At 61.7% G+C, this 18633-nt stretch carries 16 protein-coding genes; 5 read left to right on the top strand and 11 right to left on the bottom strand.

Going from position 1 to position 18633, the window contains the following annotated elements:
- Window positions 1-18: 18 nt before the first annotated feature.
- Window positions 19-351 carry an ATP-dependent Clp protease adapter ClpS gene (clpS, locus tag BLW80_RS26725; RefSeq protein ID WP_068734422.1) on the bottom strand — a complete coding sequence of 111 codons (333 nt, stop codon included), beginning with the start codon at window positions 349-351 and terminating at the stop codon, window positions 19-21.
- A 522-nt stretch (window positions 352-873) separates the two neighbouring features.
- On the opposite strand from clpS, the gene BLW80_RS26720 reads away from it, so the two are divergent.
- Window positions 874-2241: a TadE/TadG family type IV pilus assembly protein gene (locus BLW80_RS26720; RefSeq protein WP_093761285.1), complete on the top strand. Its 1368-nt coding sequence runs from the start codon at window positions 874-876 to the stop codon at window positions 2239-2241.
- A gap of 71 nt (window positions 2242-2312) precedes the next feature.
- Here the strand turns inward: BLW80_RS26720 and BLW80_RS26715 are convergent, their stop codons facing one another.
- Window positions 2313-2648: a phasin family protein gene (locus BLW80_RS26715; RefSeq protein WP_093761283.1), complete on the bottom strand. Its 336-nt coding sequence runs from the start codon at window positions 2646-2648 to the stop codon at window positions 2313-2315.
- A 398-nt stretch (window positions 2649-3046) separates the two neighbouring features.
- Between BLW80_RS26715 and BLW80_RS26710 the strand changes: the two genes are divergently transcribed.
- Window positions 3047-4870, top strand: coding sequence for a D-alanyl-D-alanine carboxypeptidase (locus BLW80_RS26710; protein WP_093761281.1), 1824 nt, complete (start codon window positions 3047-3049; stop codon window positions 4868-4870).
- Window positions 4871-5087: 217 nt separating this feature from the next.
- Here the strand turns inward: BLW80_RS26710 and BLW80_RS26705 are convergent, their stop codons facing one another.
- The 4 genes from BLW80_RS26705 to BLW80_RS26690 all read right to left on the bottom strand — a co-directional run bounded on the left by BLW80_RS26705 (window position 5088) and on the right by BLW80_RS26690 (window position 8853).
- On the bottom strand, window positions 5088-5813 hold the full coding sequence (locus BLW80_RS26705) for a DnaJ domain-containing protein (RefSeq protein WP_093761279.1): 726 nt from the start codon (window positions 5811-5813) through the stop codon (window positions 5088-5090).
- 51 nt (window positions 5814-5864) lie between these two features.
- Window positions 5865-6587, bottom strand: coding sequence for a vWA domain-containing protein (locus BLW80_RS26700; protein WP_093761277.1), 723 nt, complete (start codon window positions 6585-6587; stop codon window positions 5865-5867).
- Between the two features lie 70 nt (window positions 6588-6657).
- Window positions 6658-7533, bottom strand: coding sequence for an alpha/beta fold hydrolase (locus BLW80_RS26695; RefSeq protein ID WP_093761275.1), 876 nt, complete (start codon window positions 7531-7533; stop codon window positions 6658-6660).
- Between the two features lie 396 nt (window positions 7534-7929).
- Window positions 7930-8853, bottom strand: coding sequence for a division plane positioning ATPase MipZ (locus BLW80_RS26690; protein WP_093761273.1), 924 nt, complete (start codon window positions 8851-8853; stop codon window positions 7930-7932).
- 234 nt (window positions 8854-9087) lie between these two features.
- Between BLW80_RS26690 and panC the strand changes: the two genes are divergently transcribed.
- Window positions 9088-9939 carry a pantoate--beta-alanine ligase gene (gene panC, locus BLW80_RS26685; RefSeq protein WP_093761271.1) on the top strand — a complete coding sequence of 284 codons (852 nt, stop codon included), beginning with the start codon at window positions 9088-9090 and terminating at the stop codon, window positions 9937-9939.
- Window positions 9940-10802: 863 nt separating this feature from the next.
- Here panC and BLW80_RS26675 read toward each other — a convergent pair.
- From BLW80_RS26675 to BLW80_RS26665, 3 genes are all read right to left on the bottom strand, one after another.
- On the bottom strand, window positions 10803-14291 hold the full coding sequence (locus BLW80_RS26675) for an indolepyruvate ferredoxin oxidoreductase family protein (protein WP_093761267.1): 3489 nt from the start codon (window positions 14289-14291) through the stop codon (window positions 10803-10805).
- A gap of 300 nt (window positions 14292-14591) precedes the next feature.
- A complete protein-coding gene (locus BLW80_RS26670; protein WP_068731403.1) occupies window positions 14592-14957 on the bottom strand; it encodes a response regulator in 366 nt (121 codons plus the stop codon).
- A gap of 2 nt (window positions 14958-14959) precedes the next feature.
- Complete coding sequence (locus BLW80_RS26665; protein ID WP_093761265.1) at window positions 14960-16447, bottom strand: RAD55 family ATPase; 1488 nt, start codon at window positions 16445-16447, stop codon at window positions 14960-14962.
- Window positions 16448-16657: 210 nt separating this feature from the next.
- Here BLW80_RS26665 and BLW80_RS26660 point away from each other — a divergent pair, with 210 nt between their 5' ends.
- The gene (locus BLW80_RS26660) at window positions 16658-16909 is read left to right on the top strand and encodes a hypothetical protein (protein WP_068731407.1); all 252 of its coding nucleotides are present in this window, start codon (window positions 16658-16660) and stop codon (window positions 16907-16909) included.
- Here BLW80_RS26660 and BLW80_RS26655 read toward each other — a convergent pair.
- Window positions 16906-17694: a formyltransferase family protein gene (locus BLW80_RS26655; protein WP_244528456.1), complete on the bottom strand. Its 789-nt coding sequence runs from the start codon at window positions 17692-17694 to the stop codon at window positions 16906-16908. The genes BLW80_RS26660 and BLW80_RS26655 overlap by 4 nt on opposite strands.
- A gap of 95 nt (window positions 17695-17789) precedes the next feature.
- Between BLW80_RS26655 and BLW80_RS26650 the strand changes: the two genes are divergently transcribed.
- The gene (locus BLW80_RS26650) at window positions 17790-18251 is read left to right on the top strand and encodes a hypothetical protein (RefSeq protein ID WP_093761261.1); all 462 of its coding nucleotides are present in this window, start codon (window positions 17790-17792) and stop codon (window positions 18249-18251) included.
- A 58-nt stretch (window positions 18252-18309) separates the two neighbouring features.
- Here the strand turns inward: BLW80_RS26650 and BLW80_RS26645 are convergent, their stop codons facing one another.
- Window positions 18310-18618, bottom strand: coding sequence for an NIPSNAP family protein (locus BLW80_RS26645; RefSeq protein ID WP_093761259.1), 309 nt, complete (start codon window positions 18616-18618; stop codon window positions 18310-18312).
- Window positions 18619-18633 lie beyond the last annotated feature (15 nt).

Raw genomic sequence — 18633 nt, 5'->3', positions numbered from 1 at the left:
CCGGGAATTCACGAGAGGCTACTTCTTTTCCATCACGCATTGCAAAGGGTGCTGGTGCTTGCGCGCAAAATCCATCACCTGCGTCACTTTGGTTTCGGCGATCTCATAGGTGAAAACGCCGCATTCCCCGATCCCGTGATGATGAACGTGGAGCATGATCTGCGTCGCCGCCTCGGCGTCCTTCTGGAAGAACTTTTCCAGCACATGGACGACGAATTCCATCGGCGTGTAATCGTCGTTGAGGATCAGCACGCGATAGAGGTTGGGACGCTTGGTCTTCGGTTTGACCTTGGTGATGACCGAGGTGGCCGGCCCACCGGGCGCATTGGACCGGTTGTCGTCCTCTGCCATGCCACGCGGCCGCCGGCGGCGATCGTCGAGGGCGCCGGCCACAGGCATCAGGATGCCGTCAGGCATGAATTTCGAAGGTTTCTGGAACATAGCGCCTGTATAAAAGTCCCTAGCCGATATTGGCCAGCCCCGAATTGACAGCGTCCCCAGCCACGACGTGCTGCCGGACGCCTCGGGCACAGAGGCGCCCCGGGTCGCCGCATGGGTGCGACGCTGTCCGTTACAGGACCGATGGAGCCAATATGGGTTCCTGTGGCCGTTCTCGCAAGCACACTGCAAGCACCTGGAATGGCTCGCCGCGCCCCGCCTGATGGCCCCCGGTCCGGTCAGGGGTTAACCGATCGTGCTCGATTTGACCGGATAAGCAAACGAGCCATTTAACCGTCGTTCACGATAATACCGGGCGCTGACGCAGCGGCACGCCAATAGTTGGCCTTTTACCTATTTTCTGAGGACACCTTTACCACCTGTTTAGCCGCAGGCGTCGACATGGCCGCCAGAAACCCACGATTGGCGGTCACGATGTTTATTCAATCGATTTTGAGCCAGGCGAAGCGCATCGCATCCCGATTTGCACGCCACGATGGCGGCAATATCGCGATGACCTTCGCCGTCGCTCTGGTGCCCCTGCTCGGCTTCGTGGGCGCCGCCGTCGACTACTCCCGTGCCAACGCGGCCCGCTCGGCGATGCAAGCGGCGCTCGACTCTGCAGCCTTGATGGTTTCGAAGGACCTGTCCGCCAATCCGACCATGTCGGCGACCGATGTCACCGACAAGGCGAAGGCCTATTTCAACGCGCTGTACACCAACACGAATGCCGGCCAGATCACGGTGACGGCGAGCTACACGACCAACACCAAGGACGGCTCCACGGTCACGGTCAACGGCTCCGGCGCCGTCGCAACCGATTTCATGAAGATGGTCGGCCTCCCGCAACTGGGGATCGGCAGCGGCTCGACCACGACCTGGGGCTCGACGCGCATGCGCGTCGCCATGGCGCTCGACGTCACCGGGTCGATGGGTATGGGGACCGGCAAATTGAAGGCGATGCAGGACGCAGCAACGGGTCTCATCAAGACGCTGAGCGCCAACTCGCGTATGACCGAGGACACCTATATCTCGATCATCCCGTTTGCGCAGATGGTCAATGTCGGCGCGTCGAACAAGAACGCGACCTGGCTCAAATGGGACGAATATGGATCCTGCAGCTATCCGTACTACGACACCAAAGCCGAGTGCCAAGCGGCTGGCCAAACCTGGAACGCGAGCTCCAACAAGAACGCCTGGAATGGCTGCGTCACTGACCGTGATCAGCCTTACGACACCACCAACGAAGCCCCGTCGGGCACAGCACGTTATCCGGCCTACCAGTACAATGCATGCCCCTCAGCCATTCTTGGGATGACATCGGCTTATGGTGCTGACAACGTTAAGACGCTGACAGGCAAGATCGATGCCCTGTCGGCGAATGGCGGCACCAACCAGCCGATCGGCATGGCCTGGGCCTGGCGCACCTTACAGATCGGTAGCGATCCATTCCCGGCACCGGCCAAGGATTCGAACTACAAATACACAGATGCACTTATCATCTTGTCGGACGGCATGAATACCAAGGACCGATGGTACGGTGACGGCGCCAATTGGTCGACACTGGTTGACGATCGACAGAAGTTACTGTGTGCCAATATCAAAAAGCTGAACCCGGTGACCAACAAGCAGGACACCGTGATCTATACGATCCAGGTCAACACGGGCGGCGATCCGGAGTCCGCAGTTCTGAAATCCTGCGCCGATCCCGGCAATTTCTTTCCTACAAGCACCAACGCCGGCATCGCCGACGCCTTCAAGGCAATCGGCAACTCGCTCAACGCATTGCGCGTGTCAAAGTAAAGCGGCGGCGACACCTTCAAACAAAAACGCCCGGCCATCAGGCCGGGCGTTTTGTTTGAAAACCGGATCGCTTAGCGCGCCGGGGTCATCCTGGCGACGAAGCCTTCGAACGGCTTGTAGGCCTGCTTGGCGAGATCGACATAGAGTTCGCTGATCTTGTGCGATTCAGCGACGAAGGATTCATAGGCCGACTTGGCGTATTCGGTCTGCACTTCGAGCACCTTGTCGAGCGACTGCACGCCGGACAGCTTGGTCACGAAGGCATTGCTGTCCTCGAACGACTTCTTGGTGTAGTCGCCAACCGCGACAGCGATAGCCTGTGCACCGTTCTGAAGCGTGGCCGCCGATGCGACTGCACTCTCGAACTGCTCCTTGCCGTACTGCTGGATGTCTTCGACCTTGATCACTGCAAATCCTTTCCCGGATTGGACGGGTCAGCCGCGGCCGGGTGGACCCCGGTCTGATCTGACCTGCCCATCTATCGTGCGGTGCACAATGACGTCAAGAATCCTGTGCGATGCACAATTTTTACCATTGGCGATAAATGCACGGGTAACTGGCAAGGGTTGCTTAACCTTTTGGAAACTCGCCGGACCTACCCTGATTTCTTGCATTGGTGCGTTGGGGCCAAAAAGCCCAAAAACTGCATGAGTACATACTCTTAGCCAGAATGGCCGCGTATGCTTCTGCCATCCCGCCGAGAGAACCGCTCAGGCTGACGCTTAAAACTGAGACACATCCCCGGTTGTTGGGCATAATTTAGCCTCACGATCCGGGGAATGAGACTGATCTGACGGGGAAGTCCATGCTTCGCACAACGTTTGCTTCGTCGCGCACCTTGCGGGTGTGCGCTCTTGGGCTGGCAACTCTCAGCATCGCGGTCATCTTTACGACTGACAGTGCGGATGCCCGCCGGCGACATAAATCGCGAAGCCACGTCGCGCGCGTCTCCAGTTACAATCCCGCGTTCTCCTCGATCATCGTCGACGGCAATTCCGGTGCGGTCCTTTCGTCCAACAATCCCGATGGCTCGCGGCATCCGGCGTCGCTGACCAAGATCATGACGCTGTACATGCTGTTCGAGAAGCTGGAATCCGGCAAGCTCACGCTGGACAGCGAAATGGACGTCTCGCAGCACGCCTCCGTGCAGGCTCCGACCAAACTGGGCCTGCGCCCCGGTCAGACGTTGCGTGTCGAAGATGCCATCAAGGCGCTGGTGACCCGCTCCGCCAACGACGCCGCCGTTGTGATCGCCGAGGCCATTGCCGGCGATGAAGACGATTTCGCCAAGCTGATGACCAAGAAGGCCCGCGCGCTCGGCATGAGCCGCACGGTGTATCGCAATGCCTCCGGCCTCCCTGACGATGCGCAGGTGACCACCGCGCGCGACCAGTCGGTACTCGGCCGCGCCATCCAGGATCGCTTCCCGCGCTACTACCGCTACTTTGCCACCGCCTCCTTCAACTATCGCGGCCGCAACATCCGCAACCACAACCGCCTGGTCGGTAGTGTCGAAGGCGTCGACGGCATCAAGACCGGTTATACCCGCGCCTCCGGCTTCAACCTCGTCTCGTCGATGAAGCGCGGCAACCGCCATCTGGTCGGCGTCGTACTCGGCGGCCGCAGCGGCGGCGCCCGTGACGCCGCCATGCGCAACCTGCTCGCCGAGAACCTGGACAAGGGTGCCACCCGCCGTACCGTGGCCGCGATCACCGAGCGCAATCCATCCGAATCCGCAACCGAGGTCGCCGAAGCCGAGGCCCAGGCGCGTCCGATCGACACCAAACAGGTCAACGGCGCCATCCAGGTGGCTGCTGCAACGCCGGTCGCCGCTGAACCGATCTCCGAACCGCCGGCTCGTCCCGCTGCGCCAGCGGCGCGCCCATCGGTCTTCGCCGCCGCCACCGCAGCGCTGCCCCCGGCAGCGCCGATGCCGCAGGCCCGCAAGCCCGAGCCCGGCCCGCTCAACAGCGGCGTCATCCAGTCCGAGCCCATCTCGACCATTCCAGGCTCGTCAGAGCCGATGAAGCCGGTTCGGGTCCGTACCGTTCAGGTCAAGTCCGGCCAGTACAAGCTGGCCTCCGCCGGCGGCGAGCAGCCCGCCCCTCCGGCCGCCACCAATGCCATCACGGCGCGCTCTGAGCCCACCGCCCGCTCGCCCGAGACCACCAATTCGCTCTATGCCCGCTCGGAGATGCCGCGCCAGCCGGCGGGCTTCGGGACCGGCAATGGGCTTCTCGGCGTCTTGCCGGCCCAGGGAAGCGCTCAGAGCGGCACCCAGATGGCCTATGCCGACCCTGCCCCGCGTAACGTGCCAGCCCCTCAGGCTCCCGCTCCGCAGACGGTACAACAGGGCGGCGCCATCAAACCCGCCGCGATCCACACCGGCTGGATCATTCAGGTCGGTGCCCTCGAGAGCGAGAGCGAAGCACGGATCCGCCTCGACGCCGCGCGTGAACAGGCCCGCGGCCTGCTCGGCAAGGCCGACCCGTTCACTGAAGCCGTCGTCGGCAAGGGCGACAGGAAACTCTACCGTGCCCGCTTCGCCGGCCTCGACCGCGAAAAAGCCGAAGCCGTCTGCAAGACGCTGAAGCGTTCCGAGATCTCCTGCATCACCATCAAGAACTGATCGACTGATACCGTCAGATACGCAAATGGCCGGGACATTGTCCCGGCCATTTTGCTTTTGGTCACCATAAATCCCCGTGGCGACAACTTCTCGTCAAGACTTAGCCGGTACAAATTCAGACAGGGGATTGATCGACCACGCCGGGCAACGGCGGGCGACGGGGCGTTCTCAGAGAAACGGAAGCTGCTCGCAGTTGTAGCGTAAAAGCGTGCTGGAGTTAGCTACGATGCGTGCGAAGCAGAGTGTCCTTGGCCTCGTTGACACGGGCCGCCAGGTACGTCGAGCCCCCCTGGTCGGGATGCAGTTTCTTCATGAGGGATCGGTGCGCGCGGCTGATCTCGTCGCGGGTCGCACCCGGCTTCACGCCAAGGATCTGATAAGCCTCCTCTTCCGTCATTTTACTGCCAGACGCCGCGCGGTCGTGCCGCCCTGCCGTATCGCCCTGCGCGTTCTGACGCCAAGCGGGAAACCGGCGGTCAAGATAACTTTCAAGTAGCGCCACGCTCTCCGCATCGAAGCCGGCCATCATCGCCGCCAGTTGCGGCAGGTCGAATGCATCGAGCGACTGACCGGCATAGGGGCCGGCGACGATCCGTCCGCTGAGCTGGCCACTGTCATGATCGAGGGTCATGTCGAGAAACGCCGAGCGGACCTGCGAGGTCTGGCCGGACGATTTGGTCCCGCCCCCGAACATGCCGCCGATATTGCTGAAGCCCGCGGTGCCGAACGGCGCCCAGCCCAAGAGACCCGCCCCGAAGATTCCAAGCGGGATCGCCACCGCCAGCTCGCCCTTGATCCCCGTGAACGCCGCCACCGCCAGCGCCAGCACACCGCCGGCCAGCTTGATGCCGCGCGCCAACAGCGCCGGGTTGGCCGAGCGGAACATCTGCAGCAGCATGTAAAGCACGAAGACGGCGAGCGCGCCGGCGATCAAAGTAGGCATGAGGGATAGATAGTCGGTTGCCGCGATCCGCGAAACGGTTTTGCAGACCGTTTATCGCATCTGGCCGAGCAGCTTTGCCGCACCCGGTGCCGACGCCGCCAGCCGTGTCAGCGCCTCACGTCCGCCCGCGGCATAGGCGGCTACCGCGCGTAGCAATTCGCGGAGCTGCGCAGCAGCTCCCGGATCGAACCGGCACCAGGCGCCACCGGTCAGCCGGGCAATCTCGCGAAACGCCTGTTCGGCCGCGGGGTCTTGCCCTTCCTGGAACATGAAGACCGGTACTTTCAGCAGGCCGAGCTCGCCGGCTCGTGCACAGAGCTCGTCAACGGACTCCTCCATGGCGTCGCCCACGAACACCAGCGCGCGTACGCCGGAGGCCACCGCCTCGCGCCGCGTCTCCGATAACACTTTACCGATCTGGGTCTGACCGCCCTGGCACGCGATCTTGCCCATCAGCCGCGCCAATTGTGCGGTGTCCGAAATCCAGCCGGTCGCGCGGCACTCGCTGAGACCACGGAAATAGACGAGACGGATATCGAGACTGCCGATCGACGCCGCCTCGCGAAACATGTCGGCCTGCAGCGTGCAGGCCATGTCCCAGGTCGGCTGCCGGCTCATGGTAGCATCGAGCGCAAACACCAGCCGCCCGCGCCCGCCCGCTGCATGCGGTGCCATCGCTTTCGCTTTTGCTACAAATGCTGCGATGTCAGCCGACGCCGACGGCTGCGCCAGCGCATCGGTTTTCGATTTGGGGATCGTGGGATCGCTGGCCATGACAACTCGCGTTTGGTGCAAGCTTCATGTGGCGAGCATAGGCCGCGCGGTCAACCGGGCAGCAAAGGACTCAATTCACGCTCGGCGTATACTGCGCGATCTTGTTCGGGTCAGCCGCATTGCTCTGCTGCGCAGGCTGCTCGATGATCTTCGGCTTGCCGGTGACCGGCGACAGCTTGCTGTCGTCGTCAAGGAACTTGTCGAGCAGCCCCTGAATCTTGGTCTTCAGGGTTTCCGGACCGCGATCGCTCATGTCGGTGTGCTGCGCGCCGGTGTTGACGACCGTGATACCGGCCTTCTCGCAGATCTCGTCATCCGGCACGACACCGGGATCCGGCTTGAACACCGTATCGTGCGAACGGAATGACAGGATCTTGAATTTGCCATCGGTCATGAACGGCACGCGCAGATTATCCAGCGTCACGACCTTCTTGACGTCATCCGGGAATTCCTTGGCGTAGAACATCGAGATGTCGCCGCCGTTGGAATGACCGACCAGCGTGAGATGATCGTAGTCGGAGTTCGGCTGAATCTTCTTCAGCTCCTTCACCGCGTATTTGATGTTCTGAACGCCGCGCTCATAGACCGGCAGACGGCCGACATAGAGCTCGCCGACCTTGGTCACGAGCGGAGCGTCGGTATCGAGATCGTGCTGGATGCTGACGGCCATATAGCCACGCGCCGCAAACACGTTTGCCAGGAACGAGTATTCGGTGAACTTGACGGTGTTACCGTGATTGAGAACCGCAACAGGCAGAGTGATCATGCCGGCATTGGCCTGCATTTCCTTGTCGCGGCGAACGGCGATGTCGACCTGCACAGGACGATTACGCGACGCGTCGAAGAACGTCAGCGTCTCATGCCGAATGGCCCACTTCGACGCGGTGAAGTACGCGGCGGTGGTCAGCACGCAAACCGAAAGCAGAATGAGAAGTCCGCGTTTCATGTTCGTCCCTGATCGGCCGGCTAGAGACAGGTCTCAGCCGGCTACAGCACTTATGGGCCGGAATGGCCTCAAGCGGCTGCTTCAACAGCATATATGTCACAGCCCGGTGACAGAAAGGCTAAATATTGTGAATTCCGAGCCATGTTATTGTGCGCCGCACCCGTTTCTTGTGCAGTTGCTAAAGAAAGCCACGGTCGAATTGAGCGATTTTGAACAAGTTTCGCAAGGGATCGGAATTTCAAAAACGTCCTGTTTTCAACGACAAATCAACTGTCGAACGGGTGACTCGTTCCCCGGTAAAAGAAAATGATACCTGTGGTATCAGCGTGAAGTTGAGTGCGGGATCGTTCATAGCCTGCCGAACGCGCAGCGCTGGCTTTGCACAGTGAACGCGACTCAGTTGCCAAGGATGTCGTGAACGTCGAGCGGCTTGTCGACCTGGGCAAACCACTCGGCGCGGTTGGCGGCGCGGCGGCGGCCACGCTCATCGAGCGGCAGCTTCAACTTGCGCAGCAGTTCGATGACTTCCTCGCGCGCCGTGACATGGCCCATGCTCGGGCGACGCCCGAGCGTGGCTTCGTTGAGATCGTCGAGCGCCGTCAGGCCACGCGGGAAGAACTCACGATACATCACGCGCTCGGCGAGACCGTCGATGGCGCGGAAACCGAGCTGCAGCGAGAGTTGATCGAGGACACCGGCGACCAGCATCTTGTTGCGCGAGCCGAGCACCGAGAGCCGGTTGCGCACCACGATCCAGTCGGTGGTCGAGCCATCGTGCTGGCGGCGTTTGCGCCGCGCCTCACGCGCCATCTTCGAATAGTGGCTCTCGCCGGTCACCTTGTAGCTTGTAGCATCGACGGCGCCGAGCACGTCGAAGTCGAGAAAGCTGTCATTGATCGGCGTCACCAGCGTATCGGCCATCGAATGCGCCAAACGCATCAGATAAGTATCGCTGCCAGGCGTGTCGATGACGATGAAATGGTGGGTACGTTCCACCGCGCTTACCGCGGTCATGAACTGATCCAGTTCGAAGGCTTCGTTGTCGGCGATCTGCATCGTCTCGCCGAGCTTGACGCAGCTATGGGTCGGCACTTCCAGCGCAAGTCCGGCGCTCTGCGCCCAGACTGCGCGGTTGGCGATATAGCGCGTGAAGCTCTGCTGGCGACTGTCGAGATCGATGGTGGCGACGCGCTGACCGGCCTTCAGCAGCGCCACGGCAATATGAAGCGCAGTGGTCGATTTGCCCGACCCGCCCTTCTCATTGCCGAGCACGATCACATGCGCCGTGCCGGACTGGCCCTGGGTGGTTTGCATCAACATCGCGCGATCCTTCGATCATCTTCAAATCGCGAGGCGTGGCAAGGGTCAAGCTAAATACAGGGGCATCCTGCTCTGCAGGCGATCAGCCGCCCTTAATCATGAATCCCGGCGGCCGGTTGCGGCATCAGGACACCCGGCAGCCTGGTATCGTGAGGCTTGGGTGATCCCGCGAGCTTTGATAAGCAGGGCGCGCACGCCCTCACCCGTAGCAGCCAACAACAAGAACGAGCCGCAATGCCCCGCACCCCGATCGTCGCCCGCACCCTGCCCGCCCTCCGCAAGGCGCTCGACGGCCTGCGCGCGCGCAAGGCGACCATCGGCCTGGTGCCGACCATGGGCGCACTGCATGACGGTCACGTCTCGCTGGTGCGCCTCGCCCAGCGCCGCACCAGCAAGGTCGTGGTGTCGATTTTCGTCAATCCAACGCAATTCGCGCCGACCGAGGACTTTGGTTCCTATCCGCGCACCTGGAAAAGCGACGTCGCCAAACTCACCGAAGCCGGCGTCGACCTGATCTGGAATCCCGACGCCAAGGTGATGTATCCGGAAGGCTTCGCAACGAAGATCACGACCGGAGGCCCGGCCACCGCCGACCTCGAAGATCGCTTCCGCCCGCATTTCTTCGGCGGCGTCGCGACAGTCGTCGGCAAGCTGTTCACGCAGGTGCGGCCGGACATGGCGTTCTTCGGCGAGAAGGACTACCAGCAGCTCAAGGTCGTGACGCGCATGGCGCGGGATCTCGATCTCGGCGTCAAGGTGACCGGCGCAACCACGGTGCGCGAGCGCGACGGTCTCGCGATGTCGTCGCGCAACGTCTATCTCTCGCCGGAAGACCGCGCCACGGCGCCGGTGCTGTATCGCGCGATGAAAGAAACCGCCAAGCGCCTGAAGGCGGGCGATAGTTTCGAGACCGCCATGGCGGGCGGCGCCGCGACGATCACGGCGGCAGGCTTCGCACTCGACTACTTCGAGGCGCGCCATGCGGAGTCACTGGCGCCGGTCAGTTCGATGAAGGACGGCCCGGTGCGACTGCTGGTGGCCGCGAGGATCGGCAAGACGCGGCTGATCGACAATATCGGGGTGTGAGGCTTTCGTCCTGCCCCGTCATTCCGGGGCGCACGAAAGCGGCGAAGCCGCTGAAGTGCGAACCCGGAATCCCAGAGTGTTTGCACTGACTAGAGACTCCCATGCCGAGATTCCGGGTTCGCGTCCGGCAAGTGCCGGCCGCGCCCCGGAATGACGAGTGTGGGATGGACTCGGGCTGAACGCACCCCAAATATTTTTTCCTATCTCCCGTTGACAACATCCCTATCAGGTTTATATTCCCCTCCGTCCTGCCCCACCGAGAGGGGCGATCGCGATCGTCACGTTCGCGGGGCAGGATGCGGTGGACGCCGGAGATGCGGCGTCACGCGGTTCACGGGGGACGTCTGTCTTCGGGCAGGACGGATCTGCGCCAGCACTGCCACTGGCAAGGAGACGGCCGATCTTGGGATGGACAAACCCCTGGACAGTGTGACGGACGACCAAATCGAAACGCGTTCGGCCAAGTGCTTTGCGGCTACCCTGTCCCTCCGCCCTGGGACACTAATTTTGGTGATGGGACCGTTCGCCATGGCAGATGTGCAAGCAACCGAAAAAACACCGCAGGCGGAACGTCGGGCAATCGCTCGGCGCCTCCGAAAGTCCTGATGCACTCTCAATTGCGGAAGACCGCATTCGCATCAGGCCCAAGGGTGCAACGGGCACCCGGCGTTCCGCACGCCCTCTCACAAGGGGGCGGGAATGCAAAGGACGACGGCGCCCCCGCGCCGCAAACAATGGGGGTGATGACGCATGTCTGGAGAGAAGTGGCTGTTTGACATTCACATCTGCGATGGCGCTCTGGCGTCAGAGGCATCCCTCCCCCACTGCGCGGCTTCGCCGCTTGGGGGAGAGAAAAGAAAGCCCTACTCCGCCGCGATCTGGCGCGGCTGCGGCGGCGGATTGGCGAGGTCCTTGGCGAGTTCGGCGTAACGTACCTTCGCGGCCTGCACCGAGGCTTCCTTCACCGGGCCGTAGCCACGAATGCTGTCCGGCAACGAGAGAAGCTGCACGGCCGTATCCACCGTGAGCGGCGACAGCAGGTTCAACACTGTGGCCACGTCCTTCTCATAGCCGGCGATCAGGTCGCGCTCCAGTCTGCGGTCGGCGCTGTAGCCGAACACGTCAAACGGCGTGCCGCGCAAGGTGCGCAGCTTCGCCAGAATACGAAACAGCGGCAGCATCCAGGCACCGAAGGCGCGCTTCTTCGGGCGGCCCGACGCATCGGTACCCGGCAGCATCGGCGGCGCGAGATTGAAGCTGATCTTGACGTCGCCCTCGAACTGATCGCGCAGCTGCTTTTCGAACTTGCCGTCGGTATAGAGCCGCGCGACTTCGTATTCGTCCTTGTAGGCAAGCAGCTTGGCGTAGTTGATCGCCACCGCGCGCGGCAGTTCATCGTCATAGCCACCACGCATGGCGGCCTCGCGGACCAGATCGACCATCGCCTGATAGCGCTCAGCGAGCTTGCTGTTCTGATAGTCCGTCAGCAATCCGCTGCGATGAGCGACGATCTCGTCGAGGCTCATCTCATCCAGCGTCTTTGGCGCGATGGTCTCATCGGCGCCCTTGAGCATATTGGCGAGCCGTGCCGGATCGGCGGCGGCAAGACGGCCAAGCTGGAACGCCAGCATGTTCATCTTGATCGAGACGCCATTGAGCTCGATGGCCTGCTCGATCGACGCTGCCTGCAGCGGCAGCAGCCCCTGCTGATAGGCAAAGCCCATCATCATCATGTTGGTGGCGATGGAATCGCCAAGCAGCGCTTCGGCCGCCTTGGTGAAATCGAGGAATGTCGATTCCTTGCGCAGCGACATTTCCAGCACGTTGTTGACCTTGCGGGACTGGAAATTGAAGTCGCGGTTGCGCACGAAATCCGCGATCGGAATGAGATGGGTGTTGACGATGCCAGTGGTGCGCGAGCTCTCGCAAAGCGAGATCGTGTCCTTGGCGATGGCCACCACTTCATCGGCCGCGATCAGGACATCCGCCGTGCCGGTGACGATGCGCGAGCAGGTGACGTCGCCGGTGTCGTTGGCGAGACGCACATGGCTGAGCACCGCACCGCCCTTCTGCGCAAGCCCAGACATGTCGAGGATCATCGAGGCCTTGCCCTCGATATGCGCGGCCATGCCGAGCAGCGCGCCGATGGTCAGCACGCCGGTGCCACCGACGCCGCCGACGGCGACATTATAGGGCTTGTCGAGGGTCGGCCGCGTGGCCGGCTCCGGCAATGCACCGATGGCGCCGAGTTCGACCGGCGCCTTGCGCTTCAGCTTGCCGCCATCGACCGTGACGAAGGACGGGCAAAAGCCCTTGAGGCACGAATAGTCCTTGTTGCAGGACGACTGATTGATGGTGCGCTTGCGACCTAGTGCGGTCTCCAGCGGCTCCACCGAAATGCAGTTCGACTGCACCGAGCAATCGCCGCAGCCTTCGCAGACTGCCGGGTTGATGAGCACGCGGCGCTGCGGGTCTTCCAGAATGCCCTTCTTGCGGCGGCGACGCTTCTCGGCCGCGCAGGTCTGCACGAACACGATGGCCGAGCAGCCCGGTACGTCACGTAGTGTCTTCATCACATTGTCGAGTTCGTCGCGATGCGCCAGCTTCACGCCCGGCGCAATGGTGTTGGCGGGATAGGCATCGGGATTCTCGGACACGAGATAGATCTCGCGGATGCCCTCGCTGTGGAGCTGGAACGTGATCTTCTGCGGCGACAGGTCACCGTCATGGTGCTGACCACCGGTCATCGCCACCGCATCGTTGTAGAGGATCTTGTAGGTGATGTTGGCCTTGGAGGCGATCGACTGACGGATCGCGAGCGAACCGGAATGGAAGTATGTGCCATCGCCGAGATTGGCGAAGATGTGCTTCTCCTTGGTGAACGGCGCAATGCCCGTCCATGGCACGCCCTCACCGCCCATATGGGTGAAGGTCTCGGTGGAGCGATCCATCCACAGCGACATGAAGTGGCAGCCAATGCCGGCCAGCGCGCGCGAGCCCTCCGGAACCTTGGTCGAGGTATTGTGCGGACAGCCCGAACAGAAATACGGCGTGCGCGTGATCGGCACGACGTTCTGGACCTGCGAGGCCTCGCGTCCGTGAAACCAGTCGGCCTTGGCGCGCAGCAGTGCTGCGATCTCCGGATCGATCTCCATCGCCAGCAGGCGATCCACCAGCGAGGTCGCAACCTTGGCGACGCTCAGCTCTTCGGCGAATGGCAGGAAGCGATGATCGTGGGAATCCATCTTGCCGACGATGCGTGGCCGGACATCGTCGCGCCAGTTGAACAGCTCCTGCTTGACCTGGTTCTCGACAATCTCGCGGCGCTCCTCGACGATGAAGATCTCTTCGAGGCCCACGGCAAACTTGCGCACGCCTTCCGGCTCCAGCGGCCACGGCATGCCGATCTTGTACAACCGAAGACCAATCTTGGCGGCGACCTCTTCGGTAATACCCAGCTCACGCAATGCCTGGCGCACGTCCTCATAGCTCTTGCCGGAGGCCATGATACCGAAGCGCGCGTTCGGCGAGTCCATGGTGACACGGTTGATGTTGTTGGCGCGGGCAAAGGCGATGGCAGCAAAGCCCTTGTAGTCCTGCAAGCGGCGATCCTGCACATAGCGGTCGTCCGGCCAGCGCAGGTTCAGACCATCGGGCGGCAGTTCGAAATCGGTGGGAATATTGAACGGCGTCATTTCGTCGTTGAGGTTGATCTCCGCCGTGGTCTCCACGGTTTCGGTGATCACCTTCATGCCAACCCAGCAGCCGGAATAGCGCGACATCGCGATACCGAGCAGACCCATCTCGATCATCTCGTGGATGCTCGAAGGATAAAGATAAGGCATCAGCGCCGAGATGAAGGCATGGTCGGACTGATGTGGAACGGTGGATGACTTGGCGCCGTGATCGTCGCCGGCGAGACAGAGCACGCCGCCGAATTTCGCGGAGCCGGCAGCATTACCGTGACGGAAGACGTCGCCGCAGCGATCGACGCCGGGGCCCTTGCCGTACCAGATGCCGACCACGCCATCATATTCGGCGCCGGGCGAGAGATTGAGTTGCTGGGTGCCCCAGATCGCGGTGGCTGCGAGATCCTCGTTGACGCCGGGCTGGAATTTGACGCCGTACTGATCGAGATGTTTCCGCGCGGCCACGAGCTGCTGGTCGTAGCCGCCGAGCGGCGAGCCGCGATAGCCGGTCACAAAGGCTGCGGTGTTCAGACCCGCCGCGCGGTCCCTGCGGACCTGCGCCATCGGCAGTCGCACCAGCGCCTGAATGCCGGTCAGGAAGATGTGGCCGGAGCCCTGGGTGTATTTCTGATCGAGACTGATCGCGCCTTGATTAATTCCCATTCCCACCCTCGTCACTGCGGCCTCTGAGCTGTCGCCCGGGGCTATCGCCCCGGACTGCGTCGTCCGGCCTGCTCGCGCCTATTATCTGGGGTCGTTCGACTCCCTTAGAAACAGTCTATGTTGGATTTTGAACGGGACGCACCACAATTCTGGGCAATGGAGCCCCGCGTCCAAAGAACGCAATTTCGTGATGAATGCGGCCGGTAGACTTGTCACGTTGTGTCGCCGCAAAGGCCTTTGGCGCAAGGACGTAACGGCTTCACGCTGCAGTGCGATGCAGCACAAACTGCCCAAGGAGGCTCAGGCCTCGCCCGGGAATATCTCACTGATGATCTTCATCAGATCGGCCTCGCGAAACGGCTTGCGCAGATAGGCGCGAAAACGCCCTGCCCGGTCGCGCACGACATGCTCCAGCAACGAGGTCATGACGACCACCGGAATTCCGCTCAGCCGCTCGTCCTGCCCCATCGCTGCGATCAGGCCGGCGCCGTCGAGGAACGGCATCATGAAATCGGTTAGCACGAGATCAGGCGTGTCCCGATGCAGAATGTCGAGCGCCTCACGGCCGTTGCCGGCTACGAGGACATTGAAGGCATATTCGCTCAACAGGACTTCGAGCCAGTCGGCGATCGCCCATTCGTCCTCGACAATCAGGACAGTTCGCACCGCTATTCTCCAGTCAACTTAAGATCCGTCGATGGAGTTGGTGCAGGTCCCTGACTAGAAATGTCCCTGAGGATGCGCTCCGCGTTGTGGAAATCGGCATCAAGAACGATGCCGCCGTCGAGAATTTCAAAGCGGCGCATGCGCATATCGGTCCGGCGGTCACGCGATTTCAGAATGGTCATCAGACGATGGTTTTCCGAGCGCAAGGCTGCGAGATGCAGCGCGATGATGTTCTCGGCAACCGCGGAGAGACCCGTCTGGTTGACGCCCTTGAGCGGCTGCCCGGGTGTCATGCCAGCGTGATCGGTTTCTGCCGTCGCCAGCGTGGTAACACCGAGTGCGCGCAACTCGTTGCACAGCGCCGACAAAAAAGAGCCGATGCGCTCCTTTTCGTCGGTGAGCTTCGAGAAGCCTTCGATGCCATCGATCACCAGACGGCGCACGCCGTTCTGCCTGATGGTCGCAAGCAGCTCGGTTGCGACCTCGTCGAGCACCGCTTCTGTCTGCGGACGCCACATCAACGTGACCTTGTCGGCCCGCGATTTCAGCGGCAGCTTGAGGCTGTCGGCCTTGATCCGCAGCGCCATCGGATTCTCGTGAAACCCGAACAGCATCGCCGGTTCATTGGCGGGACCGCCGGTCAGGAACTGAAGACCGGCCGTGGTTTTGCCCGAGCCCGATGGTCCGAGCACCACCGTCACCGAATGCGTATCGACGCCGCCGCCGAGCATCTTGTCCACGCCGCCAATGCCGACGGACACCATCGGACCGTCGGCGCTGTCCCAGACGCTCGGCGTCTCCAGCAGCGCCTCGATACGCGGATAGATGGCGTGGCCGTTCTCGGTGATGCGATAGGAGTGCTTGCCGCCCATGAACCAGGTGCCACGCAGCTTGTGGACCTGAAGCGACCGCTCGGCGCGGCGGCCATGCAGTGCCGACTGCAGCTCGATGAGACCGTCCACCATCGTATGCTCAGGCGGATGCGTATCGGCGTCGAAGGCGCTGGTGAGCAGGAACATGGTGCAGTTGCTGAAGGCGGCCTGGGTCTGCAATTCGTGGATGAACTTCTTCAGCTCGAGTTCGGAGCGCGCCTTTTCGTGCACGGTGATGAGACCATCGAGCACGAGGATGCTGGCCTTGCGGGTGCGAACCTCGCGTCGGACCACGTCCAGCAGTCCGCGCAGCCCGTCGTCTTCCAACGTCTTGAAGGCGCCAACATAGGACATGCGGTCGGGAATTGCTGCTTCATCGAAGAAGGTCATCCGCCGCATGTGTCCGATCATGCGGGCGTGGCTTTCGGCAAGCAGCGTTATGTAAAGCGCGTTCCGCCCCTGCGCGGCCTGCGCGAAACAGATCTGGTTGCCCAGAATCGTCTTTCCGGCGCCCGGGGCGCCCTGAATGATGTAGATGCCGCCGTCGAAAACGCCCCCGCCCAGGATCGCATCGAGACCCGGTACGCCGGTTGCAAACCGGCCGTTATCGCCACTCATTCCGAAACTGCCCCTAACGTGTCACCTATACCGGTGAGATGTTGAAACGTGTCGGGGAGCGATGGGTTCCAAAGCTTTTTCAGAAATATTTCGAAACGCTGCCTCTCAGCAAGGCAGCATCCCGCTAATAGCGCACCCGAAACGGAACATCGGCCTTTACGGGCCATTGCTGTCCGGTCACCCTGACAACATCAGGCATGGAGGACGGAAATGGATCAGAAGCTGAATACCTGGACGTCGCAGCCTGAACTCGCCGGCAACGATATGGCGTCGACGAATGACGGTTCTTATCATCCGGATTGCGGCGAAGAGCATGATCACAAGCCGACCAAGGCCATCATCGGCGTGGGACTACTCGTGGTGCTGAGTTTCCTGCTCTATGAATTCAACGGCAAGGTGTCCAAGACGCACACGTCAGCGACCCCGCCCGCGCAGCACCAGAGCTTCGCGGCTAACCGCTAGGCTTCGACAGCTTCGTCCGCAATAGCGCTTTCAGTCTCGGGCACGACGACCCGAAACTGGAAGCCATGCAGACCGATGGTCGGCACGATGCCGAAATGGTCGGTGCCGAAGACTTTGACCCGATGCTGCAGTTCGTCTTTCTCGATGCTTACCGGGATATCGCAGATCTGCTCATAGGCCTTACGCGTGTGACGCGTGCTGCCCCAGCGCAGCGCCCGCTCGATCAGCGGCTCCGGCTGTGTGGCCAGGACGCGTGCCATCCGCCAGAAAGTCTGCACCAGCTTCGTATAGGCAATCTCTTCCAGACCCGCGACACTAATATCCGCCGGAATTGGGAACGCCTCGACATCCACGATCGGTCCGGCATCGACACGTGCAATCATGCGATGGACCGTGCAGCCGAAGTCGGTCGCATGATCGTAGAGCGCAAAATGTGCCGGGGCCCAGCCGGGATATTGCGGCGGACCGGGATGGAAATTGTAGGCGCCAAAGCCAAGCTGATCGAGCACCGCGCCGGGGACTATCACGCCAGTGGTGAACGAAATCATCCGCGCCCGGCGCAGCCAATCGGGCTCGATCGCCGCCAGATCTTCAGCTGTAAAAACAGGAAGGACCGTGAGGGCCGGATTGTGACCACGGAGCAAGGTTGTAAAGACCGAGTGCTCAGCAGGACCCGTCAGGAGGATAATCGTATCGAACATTCGGGCTGCCACGCGCTTCTGCGAATCAATAATCGCCTCAGCGTCGCAGCCAGGCCTTAACATCTGATGAGCAGACCCGATCACGCTGCATTGCCACATAGGATGAGGCTCTGGAATGGCACAATCTCTGGAACATGCACCTCATCTGACGATTGTCTTGCCGCACAGGAGGACACGACATGGCGAACATTCCCAATCCCAATGATCCGTATCGTCCAAATCCCGCTGATGACATCCGCAATCCTGCGCGGCTCGACAATGAGCTGCAGGCCGATCCTGAACTCGCGGAAGGGCCAGCCAGCGGCAGCCGCATGGCTATTTATGCACTTGGCATTGTTGTCTTGCTCGGCGCCGTATTCTACGGCCTGAACAATACATCGATGAATCCGGGCGACGCGACGAAGACCGCATCCCAATCCGCCCCGGCGACGCAGGACAGCACGCCAAAGGCGCCGGCGCCAACCAACAACGTCGCGGATTCCTATTCGAAGCCGCCAGTGGCTCCCGGCGTACGTGACGTGACGCCGACCAACAATCAGCCCGGTGTCACCACCGGTGCGGCACCTGCGCGACCGCAGGCCCCTCAATCGGCTCCGACCGGCACCGAGATCGACAGCTCGAAGGGCGGCGCGCCGAAGTAACGGCGCGACGGGCAGACAAAGCTGCGGACATCAATGCCCGCGGCTTTGTCGCGCATGACTATGCGGTCACCTGGCGCAGGAATGTGCGCTCTTCCGCCAGGATGAACTGGTGCTCCTCGGCCGACGCGAAATTCGCGACGCCGTCAGCGTCAGTGCGCAGTCTGGCGCGGTATGCCTCATAGGCCGCGAGACTTGGAAACGAGATCAGGCCGAATGCGATGTTGTTCGTTCCTTCATGCGGCATCCAATAGCCCTGCAGATCACCACCGCATTTGGGAATAATCGTCAGCCAGCGCTTGGCATAGGCCTCGAACAATGTGCGTTTGAACGGATCGATCTGATAGCGAATGAAGACAGTGATCGTCATGGCGGCTCCCTCTGC

This window comes from Tardiphaga sp. OK245 (genome assembly GCF_900108575.1).
Classification (GTDB): Bacteria; Pseudomonadota; Alphaproteobacteria; order Rhizobiales; family Xanthobacteraceae; genus Tardiphaga; species Tardiphaga robiniae.
The sequence above is the reverse complement of the archived record's forward strand: the minus strand, read 5'-3'. Positions and strand labels throughout refer to the sequence as shown.